The sequence below is a fragment of the Pseudomonas sp. SR18 genome (assembly GCF_023701505.1).
GTDB lineage: Bacteria > Pseudomonadota > Gammaproteobacteria > Pseudomonadales > Pseudomonadaceae > Aquipseudomonas > Aquipseudomonas cyclaminis.
Genome location: NZ_JAMQAU010000001.1, coordinates 613,384 through 634,956 on the forward strand (window position 1 = coordinate 613,384; position 21,573 = coordinate 634,956).

Genomic DNA, 21,573 nt, shown 5'->3' on the forward strand with positions numbered 1-21,573 from the left:
GTGAATACATTCAAGTGTGGGTGGGGGGCTGCGACGCTTAAAGCCCCTCCAACTCCGCCATCAAATCACTCAGCCGATCCACCTTCTCCGCGCTGATCTCATTGGCCGCCAACCCGTCGATGTACTCCGCCAATTGCGCCACTGTGCTGCACTCGAACATCGCCCGCAGCGGCACATCCCGCTGCAAGGTCTTCTGCACCCGCGAGGCAATCTGTGTGGCCAGCAATGAATGCCCGCCGAGTTCGAAGAAGTTGTCTTCGACGCCCACCCGCTCGACCTTGAGCACTTCGGCCCAGATTGCAGCCAAGGAGGTTTCCAGTTCGTTGCGCGGCGCCAGGTAGTCCTGGCTGTGCAACTGGCCGATTTCCAGTGCCGGCAGGGCCTTGCGGTCGAGTTTGCCGTTGGCGTTGAGCGGCAGGCGGTCAAGCCATAGCCAGTGCAACGGCACCATGTATTCCGGCAGCTCGGCGCGCAGGCGTTGCTTGATGCGGTCCAGGCGCTCGCTTGGGCTCAGCGCTTCATCGGCCGCCACCAGGTAACCCACCAGGTGCTTGCCGTTGACGCCCTCTTGCACGCCCACTGCGGCATCGCGCACTTCGGGTTGTTCGTGCAGGCGCGCTTCGATTTCACCCAGTTCGATGCGATAGCCGCGAATCTTCACTTGATGGTCGATACGCCCAACATATTCCAGCACGCCATCGCTGCGCCGACGCGCCAGGTCGCCCGTGCGGTAAAGCCGGTCGCCCGGTGCACCGAACGGGTTCGGCACAAACACTCCGGCCGTGCGCAACGGGTCGCTGACATAACCACGGCCGACGCCAGTGCCGGCCACACACAACTCACCAACAGCACCTTGGGGCACCAGCTCCAGCGCGCCATCCAGCAGATACAGACGGTTGTTGTCGGTCGGTGTGCCGATCGGCAGATAGGTGCCACGGGTCGACGCCAGATCGACGCGGAAGAACGCCACGTCATCCGAGCATTCGGCCGGGCCATAAGCATTCACCAAACCGATCTGCGGGTAGCGCAGCAACCATTGGTGCGCCAGTTCCGGTGGCATCGCTTCACCGGTGGGCAGCATCCAGCGCAGGCCGTCGAGGCTGATGCGGTCCTGGGCCAGCATGCCCTGGATCAGCGACGGCACGCTCTCCAGCACGGTGATGCCCTGCGCCTCAACGTGGGCCAGCAAGCCTTGGGGATCGTGGGCGATGGTGTTCGGCACGATGTCCACCCGCGCGCCGAACAACGGCGCGGCGAGAAATTGCCACACGGAAATATCGAAGCTCTGCGACGCAGTTTGCGCGATCACATCCGCCGGGCTCAGGTCCAGGTACGGCAGTTTGCTCAATTGGTTGTTGAGCATGCCGCGCTGTTCGACCATCACGCCTTTGGGCAGGCCGGTCGAGCCCGAGGTGTAGATCACGTAGGCGAGGTTGTCCGGGCCGCTGTAGATGCCTGGGTTTTCACCACGCGCCGGCACGTCTTCCCATACCAGCAATTGGCAGTCGACACCGTCAAGCAACTCGATGGCCTGCTCACGGCACGCCTCGGTGCACACCAGCAACGGCGTACGGCTCATGTCGATGATGCGGCTCAAGCGCTGGCTTGGCAGGCCTGGGTCCAGCGGCAGGTAACCGGCACCGGCCTTGAAGCTGCCGATGATCATGCCCAGCAGGTCGAGGTTACGCTCGGCCAACAGTGCCACCGGTTGATCCAGGCCGACGCCCGCCGCGATCAGCGCATGGCCGAGGCCATTACTGCGACGGTTGAGTTCATCGAACGTCCATTGCTGGTCCAGGCAACTGGCGGCGATCCGCTGCGGATGCTCGCCGACTTGCGCTTCGAACAGCTCTATATAGCTGCGGTCCAGCGGGTAGGCGTGCTCACTCTGGTTGCAGCCTTCTACCAGGAACTCGCGCTCCTGCGCGCCAATCAACGGCAGGTCGGCCATGTCGCCATGGAAGCCCTGCACCAGCGCCAACAGCAGGCGCTTGAACTCGCCGAGCATGCCTTGCACGGTGGTTTCGTCGAAGTAACGCTGGTCGTAAGACAGGTGCAAGCCCAGGTCATCACCGGGGTAGCAAACCGCGGTCAGCGGGAAGTTGGTGTGGGTGCGACCGGAATCCGAAGTGGCATTCAGGCTTTGCGCACGGTCCAGCACAGAGGTTTCCACCGGGGCGTTTTCGAACACGAACAGGCTGTCGAACAGCGGCAGGCCCTTGGGCAGTTCGCTGTGTTCCTGGATCGTCACCAGCGGCAAATATTCGTACTCGCGCAGCTGCATATTGCTGTCGAGCAGGCCGCTCAACCATTGGCGCACGCTGCACGGTTGATCGTCTTGCGGCAGCTTCACGCGCAGCGCGATGCTGTTGATAAACAGGCCGACGGTGCGTTGCATCTCCGGCATTTGCACCGGGCGCCCGGCCACGGTGACGCCGAACAGCACGTCGCGGTCGCCGCTCAAGCGGCGCAGCACCAGGGCCCATGCCGCTTGGGCAAAGGTGTTGATAGTGAGCTGATGGGCCTGGGCCAGTTCCCGCAGTTGCGCGCCATCACGGGCATCCAGGCGGGTGTAGCAGTCGCCCACCACCATGCCGCCGCTGTGGCCGGCGTGTTCGCGCAGGAACGGCCGGTCGCTCGGGATCGGCGTGGTGCGCTCGAACCCTTGCAGGTTCTGCTGCCACCACTGGCGTGCTTCATTCAGGTTCTGGCGTTGCAGCCAGGCGATGTAGTCGCGATAACGCGGCGGTGTGGCCAATTGCGCCTCAACGCCTTCGCCCAGGGCCATGTAGATCTCGAAGAAGTCATTCATCAGCAGCGAACGGCACCAGGCATCGATGAGGATGTGGTGGTTGCTCATCATGAACCAGTAGCGCGCTTCACCGACGCGGATCAGGCGCAGGTGGAACGGCGCCTGGTTGAGCAGATCGAAGCCGGCTTCACGTTCGGCCTTGAGCAGCGCTTGCAGGCGCGGCTCTTGCTCAGCCTCGGGGTCCTGGCTCCAGTCGAGGTACTCAATAGGCGTGCTGCCGGGTTTGTGGATCACTTGCAGCATGTCTTCGCCGACGTTCCAGCAGAACGAGGCGCGCAAGGCTTCATGACGGGCGATCACCGCTTGCCAGGCCTGGGCAAAGCGCTCCGGGTCGAGGGCGCTGTTGATGCGGTAGCGGTCCTGCATGTAGTACAGGCCGGTGCCTGGTTCGAGCAAGGTGTGCAGCAACAGGCCCTCTTGCATCGGGGTCAGCGGGTACACGTCTTCGATGGCGCTGGCCGGAACCGGCAAGCTGTCGAGTTGCGGCTGGGTCAGGTGCGCCAGGGGGAAGTCGGACGGCGTAAGGCCGCCGGCATCGTCCCTGAGGCAATGCGCGATCAGGCTGTGCAGCTCGGCCAGGTAGGCTTCGGCCAACTCGCGGACGGTGTGTGCATCGTGGCGTTCGCGGCTGAAGGTCCAGCGCAGCACCAGTTCACCGCCATACACCTGGCTGTCGACGCTCAGGACGTTGGGCAGCGGCGCATCCGGGTCGTGGGCCAGGCCCGCCGATTCATCCAGCGGATGGAACAGCGCCTCGCTGCCGAAACTCTGGTCGAACTGCCCCAGGTAGTTGAAGGTGATGTCGGCGGTCGGCAGCGCGGCCATGGTCTGCTTGCACAGGTCGTCCGCCAAGTAGCGCAGCACGCCATAACCGAGGCCCTTGTGCGGCACGCCGCGCAGTTGTTCCTTGATGGCCTTGATCGAGTTGCCCTGTTCAGCCTGCGGCGTCAGGCGCAATGGGTAGGCACTGGTGAACCAGCCGACGCTGCGGGTCAGGTCGATCTCGTCGAACAGGGTTTCGCGGCCATGGCCCTCCAGTTGGATCAGCGCCGAGTCGTGCCCGCTCCAGCGGCACAAGACGCGGGCCAAGGCGGTCAACAACAGGTCGTTGACCTGGGTGCGATATGCGCTTGGGGCTTGTTGCAGCAACTGACGGGTGTGTTCGGCATCCAGGCGCACGCTGACGGTTTCGGCATCGCGATTGCGTAACGAGCCCTGCGCACGGTCCACCGGCAACGCCACGGCCGGGCCCGCCAATTGGTCCTGCCACACATTCAATTCTTCGCGCAGGGATTCGCTGCTGGCATAGGCCTGCAAGCGTGCGGCCCAGTCACGTAGCGCGCTGGTCTTGGCCGGCAGGCTGACGGATTGGCCTTCGCTGAGTTGGCGATAGACGTTCTGCAGGTCTTCGAGCAACACCCGCCACGACACGCCATCCACCACCAAGTGATGGATCGCGATCAGCAAGCGTTGCTGGCCTTCGGGGCCATCCACCAGCAAGGCGCGCAGCAGCGGGCCGTGTTCCAGGTCGAGGCTGCGCTGGGTATCGGTGAACAGCGCCGTGCACTGCGCCATATCGCGCACTTGCGCCTGCATCAGCACGCCGCCCTGGGGCACGGCCAAATGCTCGGCATGCCATTGCGCATGGCGCCGGGTGAAGCTCAGGCGCAGCGCGTCGTGGTGCTCCAGCACCGCCAGCAACGCTTGCTCCAGGCGATGAGGCTCCAGCAATTGCAGCGGCTTGAGCACCAGCGCCTGGTTCCAGTGCTGACGCGCCGGCACGTCGGTGTCAAAGAACCAATGCTGGATCGGCGTGAGGCCCGAGCTGCCGGTGAGTACGCCCTGCTCCGCCGTGACCTGCTCGGAGCGCGTGGCGACGGCGGCCAGGGTTTGCACGGTCTGATGCTGGAACAGGTCGCGGGGGCTGAAATGAATCCCCGCCTGCCGCGCCCGGCTGACCACCTGGATCGACAGGATCGAGTCGCCACCCAGTTCAAAGAAATTATCGTCCAGACCGACTTGCTGCACGTTCAACACCGCGCACCAGATCGCGGCCAAGGTGCTCTCCAGTTCGTTGCGCGGGGCCACGTACTGTTGGCGATTGGCCTCGGGGTCCGGTTGCGGCAAGGCGCGGCGGTCGAGCTTGCCGTTGGCGGTCAGCGGCATGCTGTCGAGCACGATCAGGTGCGCCGGCACCATGTAGTCCGGCAATTGCGCCTTGAGGTGGGTCTTCAATGCCTCGCGCAATGGGCCGTGCTCTGCGTCGCTGACCAGGTACGCCACCAGCTGTTTGCCACTCGGCGAATCCAGCGCCAGCACCACTGCCTCGCGCACGGCTTCGTGTTCCAGCAGGCGGGTTTCGATCTCGCCCAGCTCGATGCGGAAACCACGGATTTTCACCTGATGGTCGATACGCCCCAGGTACTCCACCAGGCCATCGGCGCGTTGGCGCACCAGGTCGCCGGTGCGGTACAGGCGGCCGCCATTGGCGGCAAACGGATCGGCGACAAAACGCTCCGCCGTCATGCCCGGACGCTCGTGGTAACCCTGGGCCAGGCCCGCGCCGCCGACGAACAACTCACCGGTCGCACCTTGGGGCACCAACGCCAGATCGGCGTCGAGAATGTACGCCACGCGGTCGCCGATAATGCTGCCGATCGGCACGCTGCCGGCGCCCTCCTCCAACTGCTGCGGCGCCAGGCTGGCCAGCGGCATCACCACGGTTTCGGTCGGGCCATAGGCGTTGAAAAACACCTCGGGCTGGAAGGCTGCGCGAATGCGCTGCAAGTGTTCGCCGGTCAGGGCTTCGCCGCCAGTGATGCACATGCGTACCGGCAGGGTCTGGTGTTGAGTCGCCAGCCACTGCGCCAATTGGCTGCCGTAGCTCGGGGTAAAACCGAGAATATTGATGCCATGGGTGCGGATCAGCCCGCAGATTTCCTGCGCATCCCACTGGCCCTGAGCCCGCAAGACCACTTGCGCGCCGCTGAGCAACGGCACCAGCAAACGCTCGGTGGCGGCGTCGAAGTTGATCGAATAGAAATGCAGCTCGCAGTCATCCGGGCGCATGCCGAAACGCTCGATCACGGCCTGGCAATGCATGGCGATTTCGCCGTGGGACACCACCACGCCTTTCGGTTTGCCGGTAGAGCCGGAGGTGTAGATCAGGTACGCCTGGTGTTGCGCCAGGCTGATAAACGGCAGCTCATCGGCCGGGTAGTTCGCCAGCACGGGCGAGTCATCCTCCAGGCACCAGCACGCCACTGCAGCCGGCAGTTCACCGAGGGCTTCGAACATCGCCGCGTCGCTGAGCAGCAGGCCGATGCCGCTGTCTTCGATCATGTAGTGCAGGCGATCCAGCGGGTATTCCGGGTCCAGCGGCACATAGGCGCCGCCGGCCTTGAGGATCGCCAGCAGGCCGACGACCATTTCCAGGGAACGCGGCAGCGCCAGGCCGACCCGCACCTGCGGGCCGACGCCGCGTTCGCGCAGCATCCAGGCCAGGCGATTGGCACGGGCATTGAGTTCTGCGTAAGTGAGGGTCACGCCGGCAAAGGTCAGGGCCGGCGCATCCGCACGCTTGAGTGCCTGCTGGCTGAACAACTGGTGGATACACTGATCAAGGCGGTGTTCACCGGCCTCGACGCCCAGGCTGTCCTGCAATGCGCGTTGTTCGGTGGCGGTCAGCAGCGGCAGTTCACTGAGGCGTTGTTGCGGGTCGGCAATCAACGCTTCCAGCAGGTTGCGCCAATGTTCAGCCATGCGCGCAATGCGCGGTTCGTCGAACAGATCCGTGCTGTACGTCAGGCAGCAACCCAGACGGTGGTCGAGGTCGGTGACTTCCAGGTTGAGGTCGAACTTGGTCGCACGGGCATCGTTGGCCAGGTATTCGACGGTCATGCCGGCCAGTTGGCGGCTCTGCTGGAATTCCCAGCGCTGCACGTTGCACATCACCTGGAACAGCGGGTTGTAGGCGGCACTGCGCGGTGGTTGCAGGGCTTCCACCAGATGGTCGAACGGCAGGTCCTGGTGGGACTGGCCCTCGATCACGGTGTGACGCACCTGCTCGAACAATTGGCCGACATTCATCTGCCCATTGAGCTGGCAGCGCAGCACCTGGGTGTTGAGGAACGCGCCGATCAGCCCTTCGCTTTCCGGGCGGATGCGGTTGGCCACGGGGGCGCCGATGCGCAGGTCGGTCTGGCCGCTGTAGCGGTAGAGCAACACGGCCAGGGTCGCGGTCATGGTCATGAACAGCGTGAGGCCGCGTTCGGCATTGAAGGCGCGCACGCGGGCGGCCAGTTCGTCGCTCAGATCGAAGCGGTACAGCTCGCCCTGGTGGCTTTGCACTGGCGGCCGTGGACGGTCGCTCGGCAGCTCCAGCAGCGGATGTTCAGTGCCCAGTTGCGCGGTCCAGTAATCCAGTTGGCGTTGACGCTCGCCGGATTCCAGCCACTGACGCTGCCACACGCTGTAGTCGAGGTATTGCACCGGCAACGGCGCCAGGGGCGACAGGCGCTCGTCGATAAAGGCTTCGTACAGCGCGCTGAGTTCACGGGCAAAGATGTCCATGGCCCAGCCTTCGGTGACGATGTGGTGCAAGGTCAGCACCAGGTAGTGTTCCTGCTCGCCGGCCTTGACCACACAGGCGCGCAGCAACGGCCCGGTTTCCAGGTTGAACGGCGTGTGGGCCTCATGATCGGCCAGTTGCTGCAAGCGCTGCTGGCGCTCGGTTTCGTTCAGCGTGGAAATATCCTGCCAGTCCATGCGCAGGCCAGTCTGCGGCGCGACCTTCTGACAGGCCACACCGTCGACGCTCGGGAACGTGGTGCGCAGGGTTTCGTGGCGCATGATCAAGGCCTGCAACGCGGCTTCGAAACGCCCCACGTCCAGCACACCCCGCAGGCGCGCCATGCCGCCGACGTTGTAGGCCGGGCTGTCCGGTTCCATCTGCCAGAGGAACCACATGCGCTGCTGGGAATAGGACAACGGCACCGGTTGGCTGCGGTCGACCTGGGCAATCGCAGTTTGCTGGTTGCGCTGGCCCGATGCCTGGATCTGCTCGACTTGCTCGGCAAACGCGCCCAGTTCGCTGGCTTCAAACAAGGTGCGCAGCGGCAGTTCGACGTCACAGGCCTGGCGGGTACGGGAGATGATTTGCGTGGCCAGCAACGAGTGGCCGCCAAGGGCGAAGAAGTCGTCGCGCAGGCCGATTGTTGGCAGGCCGAGCACTTCGCGCCAGATCGCGGCGATCTGCTGCTGCAGCACTGTTTCGGGTTCAATGTGTTCGCGGGTTTGCCACACCGGCTCCGGCAATGCGCGGCGGTCCAGCTTGCCGCTGGGGCTCAGGGGCATGGCGTCCAGGCGCATCAGTTGCGCGGGCACCATGTACTCAGGCAGCTCGGCGGCCAGGGCGGCTTTCACGTCCTGTTCATCCAGTGCGGTGCTGGCGGTGTAGTAACCGATCAGCGTGGCGTTGCGCACCAGCACCACGGCCTGGGCGATACCGTCCAGGGCCAGCAGGCGTGCTTCGATTTCTTCCGGTTCCACACGGAAGCCGCGCAACTTGACCTGTTGATCGAGACGGCCGAGGTATTCGAGCACGCCGTCAGCGTTCCAGCGCACGCGGTCACCGGTGCGATACAGGCGTGCGCCGGCCTCGCCCAGCGGGTCGGCAATAAAACGTTCGGCGGTCAAACCGGCGCGCCCGAGGTAACCCCGCGCCAGGCCGATGCCACCGATACACAGTTCGCCAGGCACACCGGCTGGCAACAGGTTGAGGTGATCGTCCAATACGCGGCAGATCACATTGCCCAGCGGTCGGCCAATGGGCGAGCGCTCGCCATCTTCTGCGCTGCAGTGCCAATGGGTGACGTTGATCGCGGTTTCGGTCGGGCCATAGCGGTTGTGCAACTGCACCGCCGGCAACTGCGCCAATACGCGGTTGCGCAGTTCGGCGGGCAACGCCTCACCGCCAGAGAACAGGCGACGCAGGCTGGTGCATTCGGCCACCAACGGCTCGTCGATAAACAACTGCAACAGCGGCGGCACAAAGTGCAGGGTGGTCACGCCGTGTTCCTGTACCAGCTGCGCAATGCGGTGCGGGTCGCGATGCTCACCCGGGCCGGCCAGCACCAGGCGGCAGCCGGTGATTAACGGCCAGAAGCATTCCCACACCGACACGTCAAAACTGATCGGTGCCTTTTGCATCAGCACGTCGGTGTCGTGGAGTTGGTAAGTGGCCTGCATCCACTGCAAGCGCTCGGCCAGCGCGGCATGGGTATTGCCCACGCCTTTGGGCTGGCCGGTGGAGCCGGAGGTGTAGATCACGTAGGCAAGGTTGTCGCCGTGCAGGTGCAGGCCCGGTGCCTGGGTCGGCCAGCGGTCCAGGTGCAGGCTGTCCATGGCGATGACGCACACGCCGTCGGCGCTCGGCAGTTGCTCCAGCAATGCGGTTTGGGTCAGCAGCAGTTGCACGCCGCTATCCTTGAGCATGTAGGCCAGGCGCTCGGTAGGGTAATCCGGGTCCAGCGGCACGTAGGCGCCACCGGCCTTGATGATCGCCAGCAGGCCGATCAGCAGTTGCGGCGAACGCTCGGCGGCGATGGCCACGCACACGTCCGGGCCGACGCCTTTGTCGCGCAGGTAATGGGCCAGGCGGTTGGCCTGGGTGTGCAGTTGGGCGAAGGTCAGGCTGCCGCCCTGCCAGACCAGCGCGGTGGTGTCCGAAGTCTGCTGGTTGAGCAGCTCGGGCAACCATTGCTCAGCGGGCGCGCACGGCGCCTGGCTCCACGGTTGCTGCTCGTCCGCCAGCAGCAACTGCAGGTCGCCGAGGGCTTGCTGGGGTTGCTCGCAGATGGCGTGCAACAGGTTGATGAAGTGTTCGGCAAGGCGCTGGATGGTGGCGCCTTCGAACAGCTCATCGGCGTAGTCGAACGCCAGGCTCAGGCGGCCGTTGCGGTCTTCTTCGGTATGCAGTTGCAGGTCGAACTTGGCTTCGCGGCTGTGCCACGGCAACTCATCGGCGAGCATGCCCGGCAGGCGGCGCAAAGCGCTGAGGTCGCGTTGCTGGTGGTTGAACATGACCTGGAACAGGCCCTGCTCGCGGGCCTGGGGGAAGGCTTCCAACAGCTGTTCGAAGGGCAGGTCCTGATGGGCCTGGGCGCCCAAGGCGGTTTCGCGGGTGGCGGCCAATAGCTGGTTGAACGGCAGGCGCCCGTCCAGCTCGGCACGCAGCACCAGGGTGTTGATAAAGAAGCCGATCAGGCCTTGGGTTTCCTGGCGCGGCCGGTTGGCGTTGGGCACGCCGATGCGGATATCGCGCTGGCCGCTGTAGCGATAGAGCAGGGTCTGGAACGCCGCCAGCAACAGCATGAAGGGCGTGGATTCGTTGGCCTGGGCGGTCTGGCGAATCGCTTCGCTGAGGCCGGCGCTCAGGCGCACGCTATGGCGCGCAGCACTGTGCAGGTGGTGGGCGGAGCGTGGGTGGTCCGTGGCCAGGCTCAGGGTCGGATGCTCGTCCCCCAGTTGGTTTTTCCAGTACGCCAGTTGACGCTGGCCTTCACCTTCGGCCAGCCATTGGCGCTGCCAGCTGCCGTAGTCGGCGTATTGCAGGGCGAGCGGCGGCAGCGCCAGGGATTGTCCCTGGGAGGCGGCGGCGTACAGGCGCGAGAACTCATCGATCAGGATGTTGAGCGACCAACCATCGGCAATGATGTGGTGCAGCGTCACCAGCAATTGGTGGTCTTCATCGTCCAGGCGCACCAGGGTCACCCACAGCAGCGGGCCTTTTTCCAGATCGAATTGCGTGCGCGCTTCGTCTTCGCGGATCTGCTGCGCACGGGCTTCGCGCTCGGCGGCGGGCAGGTCGCTGAGGTCGATGACTTGCAGGTCGAACGCTGCGTTGGCGTCAACGCGCTGAAAGGCTTGGCCATCACGCTCGTAGAAGCGGGTGCGCAGGGCTTCGTGGCGCTGGATCAGGTGCTGGAAACTCAGGCGCACCGCGTCTTCGTCCAGCTCGCCACGCAGGCGCAGGCCGCCAGGAATGGTGTAGGCACTGCTCTGCGGGTCCAGTTGCCAGGTGATCCACAGGCGATTCTGGGCCAGGGACTGGGGCAATTCGTCCTGGCGTGACAAGGCATGAATGGCGCCTTGGGCGACGCCGCCGTCCTGTTGCAATTGCGCAACATGGGCAGCAAATGTCGACAGGGTCGGTGCCTCGAACAGCATGCGCAGGTTCAGCTCCAGGCCAAGGGTTTCACGCAGGCGTGCGACCACTTGGGTGGCGGTGATGGAGTTGCCGCCGAGCAGGAAGAAGTGATCATCGGCAGCGACACTCGCGACCTGCAACTGCTCGCACCAGATCGCCGCGATCTGCTGTTGCAAACCGCCGTCCAGCGCCACATCCCCAGCCTGCCCTTGCAGATCGGGGAATTGCGCGTAGCTGTCGAGGCTGCCATCGGCGTGGCGCAGCGCACAGGCCGCACGTTGCACCTTGCCGCTGGAGGTCTTGGGCAACGCGCCGGGGTTGAGCAGCACCACCACGCTCGGCGCCTCTTGGTACGCCTCGGCCACGGCCTGGCGGATGGCTTTGATCAGCGCTTCGGGCGGCAGGATTTTCTGCACGCTGCGGCTGATTTCGGCGGCGATGCCGATGCCTTCCAGGCCCTGGTCATTCACCGCAAACGCCGCAACCCGGCCTTTACGCACCACTTCCACTTCGCGCTCGATGGTTTGCTCGATGTCTTGCGGATAGAGGTTGTGACCGCGCACGATCAACAGGTCTTTGAGGCGACCGGTGATGTACACCTCGCCAAAGCGGATAAAGCCCAGGTCGCCGGTACGCAGCCAGGTCCGCCCGGCGTGCTGGACGAAGGTCTTGGCGGTGGCTTCAGGATTGCGCCAGTAGCCGTGGGCGATGCTCGGACCGGTGGCCCAGAGTTCGCCGACGCTGCTGTCGGGCAATTCATCCAACGTGTGGGGATCAACGATCAGCACCGCGTGTTCCGGCTGGCTGGTGCCGCAACTCATGATCGCACTGCCCTGCCCCGGCTCTGCGCGGTTGGCGGCCAGCGCCGTCTCGTCGACGCGCAGCGCCGGGATGCCATGACCCCGGGTGCCGCCAGCGACAAACAGCGTCGCCTCGGCCAGGCCGTAGGACGCAAAGAAATGGTCTGAGCTGAAACCACAGGCGGCGAATTTTTCGGCGAAGCGCTCCAGGGTGTCGAGACGGATCGGCTCGGAACCGGAATAGGCCACGCGCCACTTGCTCAGGTCCAGGCGCTCCAGGGCTGACTCGCTCACGCGCTCACTGCACAGGCGGTAGGCGAAATCCGGACCGCCGCTGATGGTGCCGCCGTATTCGCTGATCGCTTCGAGCCAGCGCAATGGCCGGCCAAGGAAGTACGCCGGCGACATCAGCACGCACGGCACGCCGCTGAAGATCGGTTGCAGCAGGCCGCCGATCAGGCCCATGTCGTGGTACAGCGGCAGCCAGCTGACAATCACGTCGTCGGGGTTGAGGTCGATGCCAAAACCCCGACGGATCAGCACTTCGTTGGCCACCAGGTTGCCGTGGCTGACTTGCACGCCCTTGGGCAGCGCCGTGGAGCCGGAGGTGTATTGCAGGAAGGCGATGTCGTCGGGATGCAGCTCGGGGGCGACCCAATTGTCAGTGCCGTCCAAGGTGTCGACACTCAACACCGGCGGCGCATGTTCGATCTGCGCCAGGCCCTCGGCGAGGCTGGCGACGGTCAGCAGCAGGCGCGGTTCGGCGTCGCTGATGATCGACAGCAAACGCTCCTGGTGATGACGGCGGGTGGACTCCGGCGGGTAGGCCGGCACCGCGATCACCCCGGCGTACAGGCAGCCAAAGAACGCCGCGACGTAGTCCGGGCCGCTGGGAAACAACAGCACGGCGCGGTCGCCCAATTCGGCATTGGCCTGCAGGGCGCTGGCGATGGTGCGGGCGCGCTGGTCGAGGTCGCGGTAACTGAGCACAACGCTGTGCTCGGCGGACTCGGCCAGGAAGCGCAGAGCCACCTGGTCCGGGGTCTGCGCGGCGCGACGTTGAAGGGACTGGACCAGGGTGCGGGGAAGTTCGAAGGCGTCCATCTTGGGGTTCCTGCCTGAAATCGGCTTACGGGAAATTCGGGAATTGAGTAGCTGTCAGCCGGCGACCAGTTGCCGCGTCACGCCATTGCGCCAGCGGGCCAGGTGTTCGTCGGCGTAGCGCCGCAGGCAGCGCAATACCGCGCTTTCGTGCTGCACGAGAAAGAAGTGGTGGCCGTCGAACATGTCGAGGGAAAAGCCGCTGGCGGCATCGAGTTGCCAGTCGAGCAATTGGTCGGCGCGCACGCTGTCCTGCTTGCCGCCGAACACATGGATCGGCATGGCCAGCGGCGTGCGTTCGCCATAGTTGAAGCTGCCGCACAGCAGGAAATCGGCACGCAGGATAGGCAGCATCAGTTGCATCAATTCGGGGTTGGCCAGGGCTGCTTCGGCGGTGCCCTGCAGTTCACGCAGGCGGGCGATCAGTTGCTCATCGGTCTTTTCGATGGCGTATTCGCTGACATCGCGGCGCGCCGGGCCGGCAGTGCCGGAGGCGAACAGCGCCAGCGGCGCAGGGACGTTGCGGGCGTTCAATGCGTGGGCCAGCTCAAAGGCGAGCAGGCCGCCAAGGCTGTGGCCGAACAACGCGTAGGGGCCACCCAAATCGTGGCTGATTTCATCCGCCAGTTGCGCAGCCAGGGCCTTGATATCGCGCTGCAAGGGCTCGTCCATGCGCATGCCGCGACCAGGCAATTCCAGCGGGCAAACCTGCAGCCACTCGGGCAACGCTCGGCGCCACCGTGCGTAGACCATGGCGCTGGCGCCTGAATAGGGCAGGCAGAACAGGCGCAGTCGGGTCGGCGTGCTCATCGCTCGAAGACTCCAAACTGAGACACGCTGTGTGCACGGTAAAAACCCATTTCGTCCTCCTGCGGGTGCTGATCCTTGGCCGCCTTGCTAACGGACCTGTCACCCAGAAGAACGGACGGCAACCGCAAATAATTAGTCGCCGGGGATGAGCGAGACGTGGTTCACACCGAACAAGAAAGCATAAGATTAGTTCGCCTTCTCATTTGACAATCATTATCATTCAGCCTAATTTGTTGCCCGATGTGTAGGAGGCCTCAGCAAGGACGCCCTCCCCCAACCTATTTATCAAGGTGATTTCCATGACGGAACAAGTATCCACAGGCAGGTGCGACTCACCACTTCTCCAGGCGTTCGTCGACAATCGATTGATTCTGGTGAAGATCGCAGCACGTATTACCGGCTGCCGCTCCCGCGCCGAAGATGTCGTGCAGGACGCCTACTTTCGCCTGCAATCGGCGCCGACGATCACCTCATCGTTCAAGGCCCAGCTGAGTTACCTGTTCCAGATCGTGCGCAACCTGGCCATCGATCACTACCGCAAGCAGGCCCTGGAACTCAAATACTCCGGGCCGGAAGAGGAAGGCTTGAATGTGGTTATTCACGGCGCTTCACCGGAAACCTCCCACATCAATTTCAACACCTTGGAAAACATCGCCGACGCGCTGACCGAGCTGCCCCAGCGCACCCGCTACGCGTTCGAGATGTACCGCTTGCACGGCGTGCCGCAAAAGGACATCGCCAAGGAACTGGGGGTGTCGCCAACGCTGGTCAACTTCATGATCCGCGATGCGCTGGTGCACTGCCGCAAGGTGTCGGGCAGCCATAGCGATACCTTCGCACGCCGGGTCTGAGGCAAAAAATGGGGAGCGGCCTGCCCGCTCCCGCCTGTGAACCTCGCCTCAGATCAATCCGCACCGCTCAAAAAACCGCTCCCGCCCCAGAATCATCAGCGCCGCGCGCTTGTGCGGAAAATCGAATTCCTTTTCGCAGTGGAAACACTGGTTATGCATATGGCCGATCATCTTCGCGTTATCGGCACGCGGTTCCGCCACCACGCGCTGGGTGCGCGGGTCATCCAGGAACAGGTAGTGCACCAGCGCCGACAGCCAGCTGGCGACCTTGTGCGGACCGCGATGATGTTCCTCCCCCACCAGCATGTGGATGCCACGGTCGTAGTCGGCCGCATCGTAGAACGGTGCGATACGGTCTTCCTTGGCCCAGTAGGCTTCGAAATAGGCAAAGGGTTCATCGTCGAAACAGCCGATCAGCGTGAGGGTGTGCGGATCGGCGGCGAGCTTGTCGAGGTATTCCCGATGCTGCTCCAGGCTGCCGCTTTCCTGCCAGAAACTCGCCACGCGCGCGCTGTTCTGCCAGCGATTGAAGCGCGCCAGGTCCACATCGATTTCAACGGTGCGCAGGGAAATCCAGGCGCCGAGGCGTGCGTCGTAACGTCGGTAGACTTCACCTCGGGGTTTCGGTGCGCGGACCGGGTGGCGCTTGCCCGCACTGACAATCATCTGTTGCGGGTAGCTGCCACTGGACGATTGCCCCAACCACGGCTGGGGCAGTTGCCAGAACAGGGTGCGCTCGCAGCGGTACTGTCCGGCGGTCTCGGCGACCACCAGCAAACCAGTGCTCAAGGCCTCATGCGGTGCATGTGCGAGGTGCCAGGTCAGGCGCTGCCGAGCGGGTTCCCTGGCAAACAACCAGTAGCAGGCGGCCCACAAGGCACGGGCGGAAGGCACATCGCCGGGGTTCTGCAAATGCACCTGCAATTCATCGCCACGTTCCAGGCGCAAACGCGCCAGCGGCTGGCCTTCCAGGGTCAGGCTCAGGTGGCTTTCGGTTTCATCAGCATTCAAGGCAGGCCCGGCCGGCAATGGCAGGACCGACAGGTCATTGAGATTGGACATGGGAGGGGCTCACGTAATCGTCGACAGATAAGGAAGTGACGTGAGCCGGAGGAAGAAATTTAGCCGATCAAGGTACCGCCATCACGTCGATGCGGTACGGCTCGAAAATCTTCAGCATCTGGCCGTTATCACGCAGGCGTTTGAGCATTTCGGCAAACGCGGGCCCCGTGATCGGCGCCTTCGGCCGTAGCAAGGCGTAATGGTGATAGACCTGATCGATACGCTCCGACACCAGGAACTGCGCGGCCATATCCGCATTGCGCACCATAAAGTCACTCAGGTACGAACGGGTGACCAAGGCAATGTCCGCTCGCCCACGCGCAACCATCAGCAGGTTGCTGTCATGGGAATAGGTCAAGGTGGCGTTGAAATGCTCGGCCATGTTCCTGGGGTCGGGATTGAAGCTGGCGAAGGCGTAGTGGTATCCGCTGAACACCGCCAGGCGTTTGCCCGCGAGGTCGGCGAAATAGTCCTGGCCGCGACCGGGCTCACGCTGGGCGATGAAAATCTCTGCGTCTTCCAGCCCCATGTCGATGCTGGTGTGGGGGATTTTCTGCCAGCCCCAGGCGGGGTTTTCGAAGATGGCCATGTCGATCCGGCCCTGCTCTAAATCGCGGAAACGCCTGGGAATCGAGGTGGGCACCAGCACAAACTGGTAGTCGGTTTGCAAGGCGTTCAGGGCCTCGACCAATTGCGGCAGCAACCCGGTGTCGGCGCCCTGCTCCGGGCGTACCGTGTAAGGCGGGAAATGCGCCGCGCCGACGCGCACCAATTGCGCAGCCGAGGCCGGCATCCACCACACGGCGCCCAGTGCCCATATTGTTAGTCCTGCAGCCAGCCGCCATGGCGAAAACATCAAGGCACACACCGTTCAACCGATTGATGGCGATAAGCTAGGCGTTTTTGTCTGGCGAGACAACTTTCCACCACCAAATTAATAGCTTGCGCCTCAGTCAGCTTTCAGAACCATCAGCAGGGCTTCTTCGGCCAACTGCTCCAGCGTCAGGTTGCCCTCGGCGCGAAACCAGGTAGTGGTCCAGGACAAGGCGCCGGTGAGAAAGCGCCGCGCGATAAACACATCACCCTTGATATAGCCCGCAGCCTTGGCCTCGCCCAGCACGTGCAGCCAGAGGTCTTCATACACGTCACGCAGCGCCAGGACCTGGGCCTGGCCTTCCTGCGACAACGAGCGCCATTCATACACCAGTACCGCCATGGCTTCGCCGCTGCCGCCCATGATCGACTGCAACTCGCAGCGGATCAGCGCCAGCACACGCTCGCGCACGTTCGTCGCGTGCTCCAGCGACGCCCGCATCATCGCCGTGTTGTAGTGGATGGTTTCCTCCATCACTGCCCGCAGGATCTCGTCCTTGCTCTTGAAGTGATGAAAGATGCTGCCGGACTGAATGCCCACCGCACTGGCCAGATCACGCACGGTGGTGCGCTCGAAACCCTTGTTGCGAAACAGGTGCGCCGCGGTTTGCAGCAATTTGCCCCGGGCGCTGTCAGGATCGGTCAACTGGCCGCCTTCGACCATGGTGCGCATCACCCGCAGGGCTTGGTGCTCATCCATGCTGCTCTCCTCTACTTCCACTGACGTCTTGGCCGGCAATTTAGGCCGTGTGCGCCAACCAAGCAAGCGCTTGGCCAAATCTTGCTCGAAGCGATGAACAGGGAACATTCACTCACGGTCGGCATTCACGAGATTGCAAAGGCTGGACAGGTGATTGACGGCAATCTCGGTGCGCAATCGCCAGGTTTTGCTGGAGATCGAATAGGCCCTGGGCGGAACTACAGGGCCGGGCTACGCTCTATCCCCATCAAGAAGGGACGAGTACGGGAACCTGCACAATGCCTCATTGGCTGATTATTGACCTTGAAGCCACAACGGATGAAGGCGGCTGGCCCGTGACGGAGATGGAAGTCATCGAGATCGGCGCGAGCCTGGTCAACCGCCAGGGCCGCGAACTGGACCACTTCCAGCGCTTTGTGCGGCCGTTGCGCCGCCCATTGCTGACGCCTTTTTGCCGTCAGTTGACCCACATCACCCAGGCAAATATCGACGCCGCCGCGCCCATCACCGAGGTGTGGCCGCTGTTCGAACGCTGGCTGGGCCAGCATCAATCGCGCCTGGAAGGCTGGGCCAGTTGGGGCGACTATGACCGTGCGCAGCTTGAACTTGAATGGCAGCGCAATAGCCTGGTCAGTGCGCTCGCCAAGACGCCCCATGTGAACCTCAAGCAGCGCTTCGCCAAGGCCCGGCGCCTGGACAAGCCCCTGGGGCTAAACGGCGCGCTGCAATTGGCGGGCATGCAGTTCCATGGCCAGCAACATCGGGCACTGGAAGATGCACGCAATACCGCACGCCTGCTGCCGTTGATTTTACCGGTCTAGGCAGCTCCCCCGCCCTTGGGCATACTGGCCGACCTTTCCAGACCCTTTTTCCGAGGATTCGCCCATGTTCAAAGTCAACGAGTACTTCGACGGCACCGTCAAGTCGATCGCTTTCGGCACTGCAGAAGGTCCGGCGACCATCGGCGTGATGGCTCCGGGTGAATATGAATTCGGCACCGCCCAGCGTGAAATCATGCACGTGGTTTCCGGCGCCCTGACCGTCAAACTGCCTGACGCCAGCGAGTGGGAAACCTTCGCCGCCGGCAGCCAGTTCAACGTTCCGGCCAACAGCAAGTTCCAGCTGAAGGTCGCCGTGGACACCGCTTACCTTTGCGAATACCGCGGCTAAGCCTTCGCCCGCTCAAAAAAATGCCCGTCTCCTGCGAGACGGGCATTTTTAATGGGCGCTGAAAACTATTCGAGAATGGTCACTGGCATGCCCACTTCCAGGCGGCCGTTGCCCTCATTGACCAGGTTCTGGCCGAACATCGCGCCGTCCTCCGTCTTGCGGTAGGTATCCAGTGTGGCGAAAGGCTCACGGTCGGCACTGCGCTCGCCGGTTTGCGGGTCGATGGTGGTGAGAATGCAGCGTGAGCAGCGTTTGACCGCACGAAACTCCACATCACCGATGCGCAGGCGCTTCCAGCCGTCTTCAGCGAAGGCTTCACCGCCTTCGATCACCAGGTTGGGACGAAAGCGCAGCATCTCCATGGGGCGGCCGATTTTTTGCGAGAGGTCGTCCAGCGACGCTTGCCCGATAACGAGCAACGGATAACCGTCGGCAAACGCCACCTGGTCGTCATCGCGACCGTAACCGGCCTCGGTCGTGCGGGCACGGTCCAGGGGCATCTGCACCAGCCGCGTCGGCTTGCCGATAAAGGCGCTGACCCAGGCGGCGGCTTCATCACCGGCGTCCGGCACGCGCAAGGTGTCGCGCCAGATGGTCACGCCGCGCAACTCGGCATCGCTGCCGGGCAGTGCCACGTCCAGCGGCGCATGGCCGGGCGAACTCAAGGTCAGGCCACCGCTGCGGCTCCACAGCGCCGAGAGCTGGCTCATCTTCGCCACTGCCCGCTGCGTAAGGAAACGCCCGCTGGCCTCATCCACCAGCATCCAGCGTCGATCCCCGTCCAACCCGAGTTTATCCAGGCCGATCTGCTGCAAGGTTTCGGCCATGCCGGACTTCAAAGGGTAACGGTACAACGCACTGAGACGAAGCATGGGCCTGCATTCCTGAGGGGGCAAAGATGCAACCCTAAGGTCAAGCGGTGGCTTCGTCCAGCATCAGTCGCTGACGCACCACATCCACCAGTTTGTCGGGCTGGAATTTGGACAGGAAGTTGTCGCATCCGACCTTCTTCACCATCGAGTCGTTGAAGCTGCCCGACAGCGAGGTATGCAACACCACGTACAGCTTGCGCAGACGCGGGTCGTTGCGGATCTCGGTGGTGAGGCGGTAGCCGTCCATCTCGGGCATTTCGGCGTCGGTGAAAATCATCAGCAGCTTGTCGGTCATCACGTGGCCGGCGTCAGCCCAGGCCTTGAGCATGTTCAGTGCCTTGAGGCCATCGCTGGCGATGTGCATCTTCACGCCCAGTTGGCCCAGGGTGTCGCGCAATTGCGACAGGGCAACGTTGGAGTCGTCCACCAGCAACACTTCGCGGCCACGGGCTCGTTCCAGCACCGGGTCTTCGAGCTTTTCGCGGGAAACCTTGGCGTTGTAGGGCACGATCTCGGCAAGGACTTTTTCCACGTCGATGATTTCCACCAGTTGATCGTCGACCTTGCTGATGGCGGTGAGGTAGTGCTGACGCCCGGCGCTGGTCGGCGGCGGCAGGATGGACTCCCAGTTCATGTTGACGATGCGGTCCACGCCGCCCACCAGGAACGCCTGCACCGAACGGTTGTATTCGGTGACGATGATGGTGCTGTTCGGGCCAGGCACCAGCGGGCGCATGCCGATGGCCTGGGACAGGTCGATCACCGGCAGGGTCTGGCCACGCAGGTTGACCACACCGCACACAAAGGGATGGCGCTGGGGCATCAGGGTCAACTTGGGCAGTTGCAGGACTTCCTGCACCTTGAACACGTTGATTGCGAACAGCTGCCGCCCGGCCAGGCGAAACATGAGGATCTCCAGGCGATTCTCACCCACCAGTTGCGTGCGTTGGTCTACCGTGTCGAGAATGCCGGCCATTAAAAGCTCCTGGTGTGCGCTGGAAAATGCGCGAAGGGATTGTGCAATTCATTACTGCTGTTATCGGCGGCGAAAGCCAGACCTTGACCCCCTTAAAATGCCACGCAAATTCATTGATGTCACACTGACATCATGCTCTACTGCACGCACGTCTCCAGACAGCGGTACTGCGGCATTGCACGACATTCAAATCGGTGCAAGGTTCCGCCATGTAAGGGATTCCCCTATACACAATCAGGCCCAACCTGATATTCGCAATATCTAATAGCCATTAATGTGACGCCATTCTCATTGCATGAATGGAGTCAGGCTTTTGTTTGTCATCGCAAGCCCTCGGCCCACGGGTCTTCTGGACGCTCACGTCGCGGCAACTGATGGTGTGCAATTGAGCCTGCTCACAAGGGCCACGCGCAGCCGTCGCCGTCATTCAAATAAACGTCCTACTGAACAATCAGAAGCGACCTACATACTCCAGTTATCTTTCAGCAGTAGTTTTACGCCATTCACCCTGTGCGACCTCTCATCACCCAACCTTATGTTGCGGAGATTTGCATGATGAACGACGGTAACGAGTGGCAATTTGCACTTCCAGAGTTCCTGTACGAGGCTGAAAAGCTGCTGGCCAAGTCGGAGGAGTGCCTGAGTCACCTGCATTTGATTCGCAACGACAACGACGCCATCGACTGCATGAAAGTCAGCCTGATCAAGCTCGCCGAAAAGGCCGATTGCCTGGCTCTGGGGGCGATCAGCGAATTTTCGCGGCATATCCAATACCTGATCGCCAACGCCGAAAACCCTCTGCAGCTGCACGATGAGGCCCTCAATGCCTTGGAGGATTGCCTGAGACTGCTGGCCTGGCAGCTGGAGTTGATCGATGCGAAGACAGGCCTGTTGGCACTGGATGAAGCGGAACAAACCACATTGATCGCCACGGTCACACTGCAGATTCCACAAAAGGACTTCAGATATAAACCGCAGCAGCGTATTCACCACGCTTCTTGAGGGGTTATCCAGTCGGATTCAGCGCTAAGTTGTCTAAAAACGACAGATTTAATTAACGCGCTGAAATTGAATGCCCCCTGCATGGATATCAATTAGCCATTAAGGCTACAGGCCTTTTAAAACAATAAACCTCACTTCATTAACTCTGGGATTAGCGTCCCGGGGTGTTTGCGCGTCTAAATAAGCCCGCCAGACAGGCACCTGGCGACCAACGGTAAGAGTAGTGGTACTATCACCCCGCTCGAAGTGGCTGAACTTTTGCCACTTTGAAAACGATTCAATCACGTATTCCAAACAGCGTCCGGTCAGCGTCGACCGGTCTTCCAGCAGCGAAC

11 protein-coding genes are annotated in these 21,573 nt (G+C 62.8%); 4 read left to right on the forward strand and 7 right to left on the reverse strand.

All coding sequences use genetic code 11. The features are described from left to right. Positions 1–37: 37 nt before the first annotated feature. Positions 38–12,925 (reverse strand): non-ribosomal peptide synthetase, encoded by a 12,888-nt coding sequence (locus NDJ82_RS02905; protein ID WP_250924908.1) that lies wholly within the window; start codon positions 12,923–12,925, stop codon positions 38–40. Between the two features lie 54 nt (positions 12,926–12,979). Further along, positions 12,980–13,732: a thioesterase II family protein gene (locus NDJ82_RS02910; RefSeq protein ID WP_250924909.1), complete on the reverse strand. Its 753-nt coding sequence runs from the start codon at positions 13,730–13,732 to the stop codon at positions 12,980–12,982. Between the two features lie 299 nt (positions 13,733–14,031). On the opposite strand from NDJ82_RS02910, the gene NDJ82_RS02915 reads away from it, so the two are divergent. Then, positions 14,032–14,583 (forward strand): RNA polymerase factor sigma-70, encoded by a 552-nt coding sequence (locus tag NDJ82_RS02915; protein WP_034117025.1) that lies wholly within the window; start codon positions 14,032–14,034, stop codon positions 14,581–14,583. A gap of 48 nt (positions 14,584–14,631) precedes the next feature. Here the strand turns inward: NDJ82_RS02915 and NDJ82_RS02920 are convergent, their stop codons facing one another. From NDJ82_RS02920 to NDJ82_RS02930, 3 genes are all read right to left on the reverse strand, one after another. After that, on the reverse strand, positions 14,632–15,645 hold the full coding sequence (locus NDJ82_RS02920; RefSeq protein WP_191959181.1) for a GNAT family N-acetyltransferase: 1,014 nt from the start codon (positions 15,643–15,645) through the stop codon (positions 14,632–14,634). 67 nt (positions 15,646–15,712) lie between these two features. Further along, on the reverse strand, positions 15,713–16,501 hold the full coding sequence (locus tag NDJ82_RS02925; RefSeq protein ID WP_099584158.1) for a substrate-binding periplasmic protein: 789 nt from the start codon (positions 16,499–16,501) through the stop codon (positions 15,713–15,715). 93 nt (positions 16,502–16,594) lie between these two features. Further along, positions 16,595–17,218, reverse strand: coding sequence for a TetR/AcrR family transcriptional regulator (locus tag NDJ82_RS02930; RefSeq protein WP_250924910.1), 624 nt, complete (start codon positions 17,216–17,218; stop codon positions 16,595–16,597). 278 nt (positions 17,219–17,496) lie between these two features. Between NDJ82_RS02930 and NDJ82_RS02935 the strand changes: the two genes are divergently transcribed. Beyond that, positions 17,497–18,039 carry a 3'-5' exonuclease gene (locus tag NDJ82_RS02935; protein ID WP_099584156.1) on the forward strand — a complete coding sequence of 181 codons (543 nt, stop codon included), beginning with the start codon at positions 17,497–17,499 and terminating at the stop codon, positions 18,037–18,039. Between the two features lie 64 nt (positions 18,040–18,103). Then, positions 18,104–18,388 carry a pyrimidine/purine nucleoside phosphorylase gene (gene ppnP, locus NDJ82_RS02940; RefSeq protein ID WP_010208796.1) on the forward strand — a complete coding sequence of 95 codons (285 nt, stop codon included), beginning with the start codon at positions 18,104–18,106 and terminating at the stop codon, positions 18,386–18,388. A 65-nt stretch (positions 18,389–18,453) separates the two neighbouring features. Here the strand turns inward: ppnP and NDJ82_RS02945 are convergent, their stop codons facing one another. Further along, complete coding sequence (locus tag NDJ82_RS02945; protein ID WP_250924911.1) at positions 18,454–19,260, reverse strand: MOSC domain-containing protein; 807 nt, start codon at positions 19,258–19,260, stop codon at positions 18,454–18,456. Positions 19,261–19,300: 40 nt separating this feature from the next. Beyond that, positions 19,301–20,236: a chemotaxis protein CheV gene (locus NDJ82_RS02950; protein WP_032887940.1), complete on the reverse strand. Its 936-nt coding sequence runs from the start codon at positions 20,234–20,236 to the stop codon at positions 19,301–19,303. 552 nt (positions 20,237–20,788) lie between these two features. Here NDJ82_RS02950 and NDJ82_RS02955 point away from each other — a divergent pair. Next, the gene (locus NDJ82_RS02955; protein ID WP_177411557.1) at positions 20,789–21,238 is read left to right on the forward strand and encodes a hypothetical protein; all 450 of its coding nucleotides are present in this window, start codon (positions 20,789–20,791) and stop codon (positions 21,236–21,238) included. Positions 21,239–21,573: the final 335 nt, after the last annotated feature.

Excerpts from the sequence above, each read along its gene's own strand:
- NDJ82_RS02950 (WP_032887940.1), bottom strand. The coding sequence starts at position 20,236 with ATGGCCGGCATTCTCGACACGGTAGACCAACGCACGCAACTGGTGGGT.
- NDJ82_RS02945 (WP_250924911.1), bottom strand. The coding sequence starts at position 19,260 with ATGCTTCGTCTCAGTGCGTTGTACCGTTACCCTTTGAAGTCCGGCATG.
- NDJ82_RS02925 (WP_099584158.1), bottom strand. The coding sequence starts at position 16,501 with ATGTTTTCGCCATGGCGGCTGGCTGCAGGACTAACAATATGGGCACTG.
- NDJ82_RS02910 (WP_250924909.1), bottom strand. The coding sequence starts at position 13,732 with ATGAGCACGCCGACCCGACTGCGCCTGTTCTGCCTGCCCTATTCAGGC.
- NDJ82_RS02920 (WP_191959181.1), bottom strand. The coding sequence starts at position 15,645 with ATGTCCAATCTCAATGACCTGTCGGTCCTGCCATTGCCGGCCGGGCCT.
- NDJ82_RS02905 (WP_250924908.1), bottom strand. The coding sequence starts at position 12,925 with ATGGACGCCTTCGAACTTCCCCGCACCCTGGTCCAGTCCCTTCAACGT.
- ppnP (WP_010208796.1), top strand. The coding sequence starts at position 18,104 with ATGTTCAAAGTCAACGAGTACTTCGACGGCACCGTCAAGTCGATCGCT.
- NDJ82_RS02955 (WP_177411557.1), top strand. The coding sequence starts at position 20,789 with ATGATGAACGACGGTAACGAGTGGCAATTTGCACTTCCAGAGTTCCTG.
- NDJ82_RS02930 (WP_250924910.1), bottom strand. The coding sequence starts at position 17,218 with ATGGATGAGCACCAAGCCCTGCGGGTGATGCGCACCATGGTCGAAGGC.
- NDJ82_RS02915 (WP_034117025.1), top strand. The coding sequence starts at position 14,032 with ATGACGGAACAAGTATCCACAGGCAGGTGCGACTCACCACTTCTCCAG.
- NDJ82_RS02935 (WP_099584156.1), top strand. The coding sequence starts at position 17,497 with ATGCCTCATTGGCTGATTATTGACCTTGAAGCCACAACGGATGAAGGC.